Source organism: Methylobacterium sp. AC433, from assembly GCF_979253015.1.
This window is the reverse complement of record NZ_CEEDBN010000002.1, coordinates 455,867-467,074: the sequence shown is the minus strand read 5'-3', so window position 1 is coordinate 467,074 and position 11,208 is coordinate 455,867. Positions and strand designations below refer to the sequence as shown.

The 11,208-nt window shown below is 71.1% G+C and carries 9 protein-coding genes; 4 read left to right on the top strand and 5 right to left on the bottom strand.

The features are described from left to right. Positions 1-40 precede the first annotated feature (40 nt). The gene (gene pgsA / locus AC0IWM_RS05690) at positions 41-640 is read left to right on the top strand and encodes a CDP-diacylglycerol--glycerol-3-phosphate 3-phosphatidyltransferase (RefSeq protein WP_471753458.1); all 600 of its coding nucleotides are present in this window, start codon (positions 41-43) and stop codon (positions 638-640) included. Between the two features lie 13 nt (positions 641-653). After that, on the top strand, positions 654-905 hold the full coding sequence (moaD, locus tag AC0IWM_RS05685; RefSeq protein ID WP_471753457.1) for a molybdopterin converting factor subunit 1: 252 nt from the start codon (positions 654-656) through the stop codon (positions 903-905). Between the two features lie 51 nt (positions 906-956). Here moaD and AC0IWM_RS05680 read toward each other — a convergent pair whose 3' ends face one another. After that, a complete protein-coding gene (locus AC0IWM_RS05680) occupies positions 957-1,901 on the bottom strand; it encodes a metal ABC transporter substrate-binding protein (protein WP_471753456.1) in 945 nt (314 codons plus the stop codon). A gap of 182 nt (positions 1,902-2,083) precedes the next feature. Between AC0IWM_RS05680 and AC0IWM_RS05675 the strand changes: the two genes are divergently transcribed. Further along, positions 2,084-3,865, top strand: a complete 1,782-nt coding sequence (locus tag AC0IWM_RS05675; protein ID WP_471753455.1) for an ABC transporter ATP-binding protein — start codon at positions 2,084-2,086, stop codon at positions 3,863-3,865. Positions 3,866-3,922: 57 nt separating this feature from the next. Further along, positions 3,923-4,963: an aldose epimerase family protein gene (locus AC0IWM_RS05670; protein ID WP_471753454.1), complete on the top strand. Its 1,041-nt coding sequence runs from the start codon at positions 3,923-3,925 to the stop codon at positions 4,961-4,963. A 27-nt stretch (positions 4,964-4,990) separates the two neighbouring features. Here the strand turns inward: AC0IWM_RS05670 and AC0IWM_RS05665 are convergent, their stop codons facing one another. From AC0IWM_RS05665 to tesB, 4 genes are all read right to left on the bottom strand, one after another. Next, a complete protein-coding gene (locus AC0IWM_RS05665) occupies positions 4,991-7,672 on the bottom strand; it encodes a DNA translocase FtsK (RefSeq protein WP_471753453.1) in 2,682 nt (893 codons plus the stop codon). A 305-nt stretch (positions 7,673-7,977) separates the two neighbouring features. Continuing rightward, the gene (locus AC0IWM_RS05660; RefSeq protein ID WP_471753452.1) at positions 7,978-9,483 is read right to left on the bottom strand and encodes an ammonium transporter; all 1,506 of its coding nucleotides are present in this window, start codon (positions 9,481-9,483) and stop codon (positions 7,978-7,980) included. An 89-nt stretch (positions 9,484-9,572) separates the two neighbouring features. Next, entirely contained in the window at positions 9,573-9,911 is a 339-nt protein-coding gene (locus AC0IWM_RS05655) for a P-II family nitrogen regulator (protein ID WP_056467014.1), read from the bottom strand. Between the two features lie 341 nt (positions 9,912-10,252). Continuing rightward, positions 10,253-11,131 carry an acyl-CoA thioesterase II gene (gene tesB, locus AC0IWM_RS05650; protein WP_471753523.1) on the bottom strand — a complete coding sequence of 293 codons (879 nt, stop codon included), beginning with the start codon at positions 11,129-11,131 and terminating at the stop codon, positions 10,253-10,255. Between the last annotated feature and the right edge of the window lie 77 nt (positions 11,132-11,208).

Sequence of the window (11,208 nt, the reverse complement as noted above, 5' to 3'; positions counted from 1 at the left end):
GCGGTTGACCCCCACCGCCGCACATGGTTTCACGCCTGCGATGAATCCCGTCCTCACCCGCCGTCGGTCGCCAGCCTGGACGCTCGCGAACTGCCTCACCTACGGGCGGCTCGTGGCGGTGCCCGTGGTCGTCGCGCTGCTGTACTGGCCCGACGAGACGAGCGCGCGCTTCGGCGCCCTGGCGGTCTACATCCTGGCCGCGATCACCGACTACCTCGACGGCTACGTGGCGCGGACCTACGACCAGAGTTCCGCCCTCGGGCGGATGCTCGACCCCATCGCCGACAAGCTGCTGGTGGCCGCCTGCCTCCTGATGCTGGCCGCCGACCACACCATCGTCGGCTGGACCCTCTGGGCCGCGATCGTGATCCTGTGCCGGGAGATCCTGGTCTCGGGCCTGCGCGAGTATCTCGCCGAGCTCAAGGTCGGCGTGCCGGTGAGCAAGGTCGCCAAGTGGAAGACCACCGTTCAGCTGATCGCCATCGGCTTCCTGGTGGCCGGGCCGGCCGGGGAATCGATCCTGCCGGGCACGATCCAGGCCGGGACCGTCCTCCTCTGGATCGCCGCCGCGCTGACGCTCTATACCGGCTGGGACTACCTGCGCTCCGGCATCAAGCACGTCATCGACGACCCGCGCTGAGGAACACATCGCGATGAAGCTCGTCTATTTCGCCTGGGTGCGCGAGCGCGTCGGCAAGCCCGAGGAGACCGTCGACCTCCCCGCCGGGATCGTCACGGTGTCGGACCTCGTGGCCTGGCTGCGTGGCCGGGGCGAGGAATACGCCTATGCCTTCGAGACCACCGGCATCGTCCGCGCGGCGATCGACCGGGTCCATGCCAAGCCGGACGCGCCGATCGCCGGCGCCTCCGAGATCGCGTTCTTTCCCCCCATGACAGGGGGCTGAGGCTCGGGCCTCGGCCCGCGCCGCCGATGACCGGCAGCCGAGGCGTCGGCCTCAGCGCTTGCCCAGCGCCGCCGTGAAGGCCGCGAGGTTGTGGCGCATCATCGCCACGTAGGTCGGCGCCGGTCCGTCGGCGCCCGACAGGGCGTCGGAGAAGACCTTGCCGCCGATGGCCGCGCCGCTCTCGCGGGCGATCTGCTGCATCAGGCGCGGGTCGCTGATGTTCTCCAGGAACACGGCCGGGATCTTCTCCTGGCGGATCTGCCGGATGATCCGGGCGACATCGCGCGGACTCGCCTCGCTGTCCGTCGACACCCCCTGCGGCGCGATGAAGGCGAGGCCGTAGGCGGCCGTGAAGTAGCCGAAGGCGTCGTGGGTGGTGATGACCCGGCGCTGCGCCTTCGGGATCGCGCCGATCGCCGTGCGCACCTCGGTCTCGAGGGCGTCGAGGGTGGCGAGGTAGGCCCTGGCGTTGTCCGCGTAGGTCGCGGCGTTGTCGGGGTCGATCCGCACCAGGGCATCGCGGATGTTGCCGACGTAGATCCGCGCATTGGCGATGCTCTGCCAGGCATGGGGATCGTCGTGGTACCCATGCGCGTGGCCGGACCCGCCATCGGACCCGCCATGGCCGTGATCGTCGTCCTCGGCCTCGATCGGCTTGACCCCGGCGGAGGCGACGACGACCGGCGCCTTCGTGCCCGAGGCCTTGATCAGACGGTCGATCCAGCCCTCCAGCCCGAGGCCGTTCACCACCACGAGGCGGGCATCGGCCAGGGTGCGGGCGTCGCTCGGCGCCGGCGCGTAGCCGTGGGCGTCGGCATTGGGCTGGACCAGGGACGTCACCGCGACCCGGTCGCCGCCGACCTGGGCGACGAGGTCGGCCAGGATCGAGAAGCTCGCCACCGCCCGGAGCTTGCCCTCGGCCGCCGCGGCCGGGCCGAGGAGGAGCCCGAGGACGAGCGCGAGGGCGACGGGCAGGCGCGAAAGCCGGAGCGGCATCGGGGACGATCCTTTCGGTGAACCCGTCGGCTCTACTGTAACATTATCACATTTCCAAGTCCGGGCGGTCGGCCGGTCCCCGTGTCTTTCCCTTGATCTCGCCGGGATGCGGACGCAAACACCCCCGGCAGTCACGGCCCGGGCGCCGTCGGGCGGGCACGGACACGGAAAGAGCGGACCAGATGGCGCGACGGGCGCTTCCCAAGAGCGACATCCTCCCCCTCCTCGGCCGGGTCTGGCGGGAATGGCTGCGGCCGCACCGGGCCACCCTCGCGGTGGTGCTGGTTCTGATCGCCGTCGTGGGGGCGGCGACCGGCCTGTACCCGACCCTGATCAAGCTCGCCTTCGACGCCTTCGACCGCAAGGACATGGCCGCCCTCGCCTACGGCCCGGTGATCGTCATCGCCATCACGTCGATCCGCGGCTTCGCGCTGTTCGGGCAGAACGTCCTGACCAACCGCGTGGTCACCCGCGTGGAGGCCGACATGCAGGCCGCCCTCTACGGGCACCTCATCGAGTCCGACCTCGCCCAGCTCGGGCGCGAGAGCCCGGCGGCCTTCACGCAGCGCTTCACCACGGATTTCGCCTTCATCAAGGAGGCCCTGACCCGCATCTCCACCGTCCTCCTGCGCGACATCGCCATGCTGATCGCCCTGGTGGCGGCCCTGGTCTGGATGGATCCGATCCTCACCCTGGTCGCCGGGGTGGTGGTGCCCTTCGTCGCCGGCCCGATCGGCCGGGTCGGCCGGAAGCTGCGCCGGGTCTCGACGGCGACGCAGGAGCGCATGGGCCTGACCGCCAGCCTGATCACCGAGAGCCTGCAGGGCGCACGCATCGCCAAGACCTACGCGCTGGAAGGCTACCTCAAGGGGCGCGCGCAGGGCGCCTTCGACGAGGTGCGCCGCCTCAAGATGAAGGCCGCCAATGCCCGCGGGCGCCTCGACCCGCTCCTCGAGATCGGCGGCGGCCTCGCGGTCGCCGCGGTGCTGGCCCTGGTCGGCCAGCGCGTGACCTCGGGCGACCGCACGGTGGGCGACTTCACGGGCTACGTCACCGCGCTGCTCCTGGCCTCCCAGCCGATCCGCACGCTGGGCACCCTCAACGCGATCCTGCAGGAGGCCGGGGCCGCGCTCCAGCGCTACTTCGCCCTGATGGACGAGGCGCCGCAGATCCGCGACGCGCCGGGCGCGCGCCCGCTCCGGGTGGCGGGGGGCGAGATCCGCTTCACCGGCGTGCGCTTCCGCTACCGCGCCGACGCGCCCGCCCTGGAGGGCATCGACCTCACCGTCCCGGCCGGCGCGACGGTGGCCCTGGTCGGCCGCTCGGGCTCGGGCAAGTCCTCCCTCCTCAACCTCGTGCCGCGCCTCTACGACGTGACCGAGGGCGCCGTGCTCATCGACGGGCAGGACATCCGCGCCGTCTCCCTCGCCTCCCTGCGCGCGGCGGTGGCGGTGGTCTCGCAGGACGTGGTCCTGTTCGACGACACCATCGCGGCCAATATCGGCTTCGGACGGCCGGGGGCGACCCGCGCCGAGATCGAGGCGGCGGCCGAGGCGGCGGCGGCGCACGGCTTCATCAGCCGCCTGCCGGAGGGCTACGACTTCCCCGTCGGCCCCTCGGGCGGGCGGCTCTCGGGAGGCGAGCGCCAGCGCATCTCCCTGGCCCGCGCCTTCCTCAAGGACGCGCCGATCCTCCTCCTCGACGAGGCGACGAGCGCCCTCGATTCCGAGTCCGAGCGCCTCGTCCAGGACGCGCTCCTGCGCCTGATGCAGGGCCGCACCACCCTGGTCATCGCGCACCGCCTCTCCACCGTGCGCGACGCCGACTGCATCGTCGTCATGGAGAGCGGGCGCATCATCGAGACCGGGCGCCACGAGACGCTGGTGGCGGCGGGCGAGGCCTATGCCCGGCTCCACCGGATGCAGCTCTCCGGCGACGCCGAGGACGCGGCGGTGCCGGCCTGACGGGACCGATCGGCGCCCCGCGGCGTTGAGCCGGCCAGAGCGGGATCGAGGACCTCGATGCGGACAGAGCCTTTCGGAACCACCGCGGGCGGCGCGGCCGTGACGCGCCATACCCTCGCGCGGGGCGACGTCACGGTGCAGATCCTCGATTACGGCGGCCTCATCAACCGGATCGAGGTGCCGGACCGGACCGGCCGTAGCGCCAACGTGGTCCTCGGCGCCGCCGACCTCGCCGGCTACGCCGCGAGCGACGCGCATTTCGGAGCGCTCATCGGGCGCTACGCCAACCGGATCGCCGGCGGCCGCTTCGGCCTCGACGGCCAGGTCTACCGGCTGCCCCGCAACGAGGGCCGCAACACCATGCATGGCGGCCCGGAGGGCTTCGACCGCCGGATCTGGCGGGTCGAGGCCGCCGATGCGGCGAGCCTGACCCTGGCCTACCGCTCCCCCGACGGCGAGCAGGGCTTTCCGGGCAACCTCGACGTCGCCGTGACCTATCGGCTGGAGGCGGACGGCACCCTCGCCATCGCCTACGCCGCCGTCACCGACCGGCCGACGATCCTGAACCTGACCAATCACAGCTACTTCAACCTCGCCGGCGAGGGCACGGGCTCCGCCCTCGGGCACGTGGTCACCATCGCGGCGGACGCGATCCTGGAGACGGATGCCGAGCAGATCCCCACGGGCGCGCTCCTGCCCGTGGCCGGCACGCCCTTCGACTTCCGGACACCGGCGGCCCTCGGCGCGCGCATCCGGACCGCGCATCCGCAACTCGCCCTGGCCCACGGCTACGACCACACCTTCGTGCTCGGAGGCGAAGGGACGCTGCGCGAGGTCGCGCGGGCCGTCGATCCGGCGAGCGGGCGCTGCCTCACGGTGGTGACGACCCAGCCGAGCCTGCAGCTCTACACCGCCAACATGCTCGACGGGACGGTGACGGGCTCGGGCGGCGGGCTGTACCGGGCCGGCGACGCGGTCTGCTTCGAGGCGCAGGGCTTCCCGGACGCCCCGAACCACCCGGCCTTTCCCAGCACCGTCCTGCGGCCGGACGCGCCCTTCCGGGCGACGACGGCCTATCGGTTCGGCACCGTTCCGTAGATCCGGGTCCCGGCGCGGTCGCGGGCCTCAGCCGTGATGGGAGTCGGGCTCGATCAGGATCTCGCGCTTGCCGGCATGGTTGGCCGGGCCGACGATGCCCTCGATCTCCATCTTCTCCATCAGGGAGGCGGCGCGGTTGTAGCCGATCTGCAGGCGGCGCTGGATGTAGCTCGTCGAGGCCTTCTTGTCCCGCAGCACCACCTGAACCGCCTGGTCGTAGAGATCGCCGCCGGCCTCGCCGAAGCTGCCCTGGTCGAAGACCGCGCCGTCCATCTCGATCTCGTCGGCGCCGCCCTTGGCGCCCGACGCGCCGTCCTCCTCGGCCGTGACGGCTTCGAGGTAGGAGGGCCGGCCCTGGCGCTTGAGGTGGGCGACCACGCTCTCGACCTCCGCATCCGAGCAGAACGGCCCGTGCACGCGCGTCGTGCGCCCGCCGCCGGCCATGAACAGCATGTCGCCCTGGCCCAGCAGCTGCTCTGCGCCCATCTCGCCCAGGATCGTGCGGCTGTCGATCTTCGACGTGACCTGGAAGCTGATCCGGGTCGGGAAGTTGGCCTTGATCGTGCCCGTGATCACGTCGACCGAGGGGCGCTGGGTGGCCATGATCAGGTGGATGCCGGCCGCGCGCGCCATCTGGGCCAGACGCTGGATCGCGCCTTCGATGTCCTTGCCCGCCACCATCATCAGGTCGGCCATCTCGTCGACCACGATCACGATGTAGGGCAGCGCCGAGAGGTCCATCTCCTCCGTCTCGTAGACGGCCTCGCCGGTCTGGCGGTCGAAGCCCGTCTGCACGGTCCGGGTCAGGATCTCGCCGCGCCCGCGGGCCTCGGCGAGGCGCGCGTTGAAGCCGTCGATGTTGCGCACACCGACCTTCGACATCTTCTTGTAGCGCTCCTCCATCTCGCGCACGGCCCATTTGAGGGCGATGACCGCCTTCTTCGGGTCGGTGACGACGGGGGAGAGCAGGTGCGGGATGCCGTCGTAGACGGAGAGCTCCAGCATCTTCGGATCGACCATGATCAGGCGGCACTCCTCCGGCTTCATCCGGTAGAGGAGCGACAGGATCATGGTGTTGATGGCCACCGACTTGCCCGAGCCGGTGGTGCCGGCCACCAGCAGGTGGGGCATCTTGGCCAGATCCGCGATGATCGGCTCGCCGCCGATGTTCTTGCCGAGGCACAGGGCCAGGCTCTGCTTCGTCTCGGCGAAGTCGGCCGAGGCGAGGAGTTCGCGCAGGTAGACGGTCTCACGCCGGGCATTCGGCAGCTCGATGCCGATGGCGTTGCGGCCCGGGACCACGGCGACGCGGGCGGAGACGGCCGACATCGAGCGGGCGATGTCGTCGGCGAGCGAGATCACGCGGCTCGACTTGGTGCCCGGCGCCGGCTCGAGCTCGTAGAGGGTGACGACCGGGCCGGGGCGCACCGCGAGGATGTCGCCGCGCACGCCGAAATCGCTGAGGGTGGCCTCCAGCAGGGTGGCGTTCTGCTCCAGGGCTTCCGAGGAGATCTGGCTCGAGGCGGGCAGGCGCGGCGCATCGGCGAGAAGCTCCAGGGCGGGATGCCGGTAGTTCTCGGCGTTCTGAGGCTGGGGCGGTGCCGCACGGCGCGCGGCGGCGGGAACGGGCGGCGGCGGGGCGGGGGCCACGCGGGACCGCGCCGGGGCCACGGCCTCGGCGGGCGGTGCCGCCTCGAAATCGTCGGCCGCGTCGGCCTCCTCGTCGTCGTGATGCACCGGCGCCGGCGGACGCCGCGACGCGGCCGGGGCCTGCGGCGGCGCATCGAACACGGGCTCGCGCCGACCGTCGGACGGCGCCACCCGGGCGTCGGGGGCATGGGTCGCCCAGGGCGCATCCTCGGGGGCCGCGAAGGCGCGCTGCGCGGCCAGCGCCGGCGAGGCGCCCGCATAGGCGAGAGCGGTGGCGGCGGCCGCCCGCTCGGCGCGCCAGTCGGCGATGCGTGCCGCCAGGGCCGCGCGCCCGCCCATCAGGGCCTGCGCCATCGCCCCGAGGGAGACGATGCCGAGGCTCGGCTCGTCGTCCTCGTAGCGGCCGTCCTGGCTGGCATCCGGACGGCCGCGCGCCGGCTGGCGCGCCGGGGCCGGGGGCGCGTCGTAGGCGTCGAGATCCTCCTCGTCGATCTCGCCGACCCGGCACGCCCCGGTGAGGCACAGGATGGCGATGCCGGCGAAGAGGAAGCCCGCGAAGGCGAGGAGCGGCGTCGCGACGATGCCGAGCATCGTGCGGGCGGCGTGCATCAGGGCATCGCCCGCGACACCGCCGAGGCCGGTGGGCAGCGGCCAGCGCGCCGTGGAGGGCAGCGCGCTCGCCACGGCGCTCGCGGCGAAGAAGCCGATGATCCACAGGGTCAGGCGCAGGCCGCCGCGGGGCAGCGCCCGCGTGCGCATCAACTGGATGCCCCACAGCGCCGGGGGCAGCACGAAGGCGAGCGAGCCCAGTCCGAGCAGTTGCATCGCCAGGTCGGAGACGACGGCACCGCCGGTGCCGAGCACGTTGTGGGCGGCGTGGTCGGTGGCGTGGTTCAGGCTCGGATCGTCGATCGACCACGTCGCCAGCGCGACCGTCAGCGCGGTGGCACCGGCAAACAGCACGAGACCGCCCAACTCTGTCATCCGCTTGGCCAGGAACGGGCGAAAGCTGTCGACGAAAGTATCGTAGGGCGATGCGGAACGGCGAAGCGAGCGCATGCGGTACCAGACACGATGGGGAACTGTCCGGTCACGCTAGCGTCGGCGGAGTTAACGGCTGGCTAAGGTTGAGACTTCCCTTCCAGCCCGAGCCCCGGCCCCCGGCCGCCGTGGCACGGGCGCCGCACCGGTTCGCCTCGTCGCCTTCGCTCCCCACAGCCCGGCTCCCATGACGGGGCGTGAGGACGCGCTCGGCACTCCGCTTCGCGAAACCGCCCGTCGCGACGCGAAAGGCCCCGGTCGCGGGGACCGGGGCCTTCCGTTTCGACGCCCGAGGGCGCCGCAGGTTTCAGGCGTCTCAGGCCTCAGTAGTTGTAGGCGCGCTCGCCGTGATCGGCGATGTCGAGGCCCTCGCGCTCCTCGTCCTGGGTGACGCGCAGGCCGATGGTGAGATCGACGAGCTTGTACAGGATGGCGGAGCCGACACCCGACCAGACGATGGTGAAGCCGACGGCCTTGAGCTGGCTCATCAGGGCGGCGCTGGTCTCGTAGGCGCCGACCGCGAGTTCACCGGGCTTCGAGGTGTAGTCGGGCAGGCCGACGCCGCCGAAATCGACGTTCACCAGGATGCCGGTCGCGATGGCACCCAGGATACCGCCGATGCAGTGGACGCCGAAGACGTCGAGGGAATCGTCGTAGCCCAGGGCGTTCTTCACCGTGGAGCACATGATGAAGCAGACCGCGCCTGCGACGAGGCCGAGGACGATCGAGCCCATCGGACCGGCGAAGCCGGCGGCCGGCGTGACGGCGACGAGGCCGGCGATCGCACCCGAGAGCATGCCGAGGAGCGACGGCTTGCCCTTCAGCATCCACTCGACGAGCAGCCAGGAGAGGGCGGCGGCGGCAGTGGCGACGAAGGTGTTGAGCATCGCCATCGCGGCGGTGCCGTTGGACTCGAGGTTCGAGCCGGCGTTGAAGCCGAACCAGCCCACCCACAGGAGCGAGGCGCCGATCGAGGTCATGGTCAGGGAGTGCGGGGCGAGCAGGTCACGGCCGTAGCCGATGCGCTTGCCGAGCATGAGGCAGCCGACGAAGCCCGCGATGCCGGCATTGATGTGCACCACGGTGCCGCCGGCGAAGTCGAGGGCGCCCCACTTGAAGAGCAGGCCCGCATCGGCGTTCACCGCGTCGAGGGCCGCCTGGGCGGTCGCCTTCGAGGCGTCGTCGGTGGCGGCGGCCAGCGCCTTGGCGGCGTTGCCGACCGCATCCGGGCCGCCCCAGTACCAGACCATGTGCGCCATCGGGAAGTAGATCAGCGTGGTCCAGAGGATCATGAACACGACCAGCGCCGAGAACTTCATCCGCTCGGCGAAGGCTCCGACGATGAGGGCCGGGGTGATCATCGCGAACGTCATCTGGAAGCAGATGTAGACGTATTCGGGGATCACGACGCCGTTCGAGAAGGTGGCGACGGTGGAGTTCGGGTCGATGCCCTTCAGGAAGGCCTTGGACAGGCCGCCGACGAAGTCGTTGAGGCCGCCGCCATTGGTGAAGGCGAGGCTGTAGCCGAAGATGACGAACAGCAGGCAGGAGATGCAGGCGATGGCGAAGACCTGCGTCAGGACCGAGAGCATGTTCTTGGTGCGCACGAGGCCGCCGTAGAACAGGGCGAGGCCGGGCACGACCATCAGCAGCACCAGGGCGCTGGAGATGAGCATCCAGGCGGTGTCGCCCTTGTTCGGAACGGGCGCGGCCGCCGCGGCGGCCGGCACGGCCTCCGCCGTAGGCGTCTGCGCAAGGGATGGCTCGATGAACAGGAGCGCCAGCGCGGCGCCCCCCAGCCCGAGCGCCAGGGCATTGCGAAGTTTCATGGAAACGAGACTCCCGATCGCGGTGCGATGCTGATGTGAAGTGGGACTGTCAGGACTGGCCGGACGGAATCGTCCGGTCGAAGGCTGCCTCAGAGGGCGTCGACGTCGGTCTCGCCGGTGCGGATGCGGACGGCCTTCTCGAGGGGGACGACGAAGATCTTGCCGTCGCCGATCTGGCCGGTGCGGGCGGCGGCCGCGATCGCGTCGATGACGCTGGCGGTGAGGTCGGAGGCCACGGCCACCTCGATCTTGAGCTTGGGCAGGAAGCTCACGGCATATTCGGCGCCGCGGTAGATCTCGGTGTGGCCCTTCTGGCGGCCGTAGCCCTTCACCTCGGTGACGGTGAGGCCGTGTACGCCGATGCCGGTCAGAGCGTCGCGCACCTCCTCCAGCTTGAACGGCTTGATGATGGCCATCACGATTTTCATGGGCGACGCCCCCTTAGCTACGAGTGGAATTCGGCAGACGGAAAACTTGGCAGAGGTAACCTGCGCGCGTGGAGGCCACCGGCCGGCGCACGCAAGCGTCGCGACACGATCGGACCGGCCGGTCCGCACGGGATCGTTTCCGACCCGTACGTCCGCCCCCATATTCAAGGACTATGCCAGAGGAACTTTTTCGCCGGTGACGCTTCTGCCCAAGAAGTGTTCGGGCACTGATTCAAGACGCGGCTTTTTTCCGGCCAAGTTTGCGCGCGAAATAGGCAAAACGCCGATGAAACAGGCAAATGCGGTTCGGCGTGAGCGTTTCGCTGGTGATGCGCGCCCGTTCAGGCCTCGGCGCGTCGCGGGCGGATCATGCCCTCCTGCGCCACCGACGCGACCAGGGTGCCGTCGCGGGTGAAGATCTGTCCGCGGGCGAAGCCACGCGCGCCGTCGGCGCTCGGGCTGTCCTGGGCGTAGAGCAGCCAATCGTCGGCCCGGAACGGCCGGTGGAACCACAGGGCGTGGTCGAGGCTCGCGGACTGGATCTCCGGGTCGAACACCGTCTGCCCGTGCGGGATCAGGGTGGCGTCGAGCAGCGTCATGTCCGAGGCGTAGGCGAGGACGGCGCGGTGGATCGCCGGATCGTCGGGCAGGCGGTCCACGGCCCGCATCCAGACGTGGAAGCGCGGCTCGCGCGGCGCCCGGCGCAGGTAGCGCTCGATCTCGACGGGCCGGAGTTCGATGGGACGGCGGCGGCCGAAATAGGAGAGGATCGGCGCCGGGATCGCGAGGCCGTGCCGGGCGGCATCGGCGGTGGCGGCGGGCGCTTCCGGCACGTCTTCCGGCGGCGGCACGTCGGGCATGGCGGCCTGGTGCACGGCGCCCTCCTCCGCATCGTGGAAGGAGACCGACATCGCAAAGATCGCGCGGCCGTGCTGGTGCGCCACGACCCGGCGGGTGGTGAAGCTGCGCCCGTCGCGGATGCGCTCCACCGCGTAGTCGATCGGCGCCTTCGGGTCGCCGCCGAGGAGGAAGTAGGCGTGCAGGGAGTGCGGGGGCCGGGTGTCCGGCACCGTGCGGGTCGCGGCGACCAGGGCCTGCGCCACCACCTGTCCCCCGAAGACCCGGAACCATCCGGTCTGCAGGCTCTCGCCCCGGTAGAGATCCGGCTCCAGACTCTTCAGGTCGAGGATGTCGAGGAGTTCGGTGACGATGCCGGTCATGCCGCTTCCCTGCTCGCCCGGCGATTCCCGGGCCGCGTGGCCGCCGTGGCGCCACGGGCGATCCTTCACATGTGAAC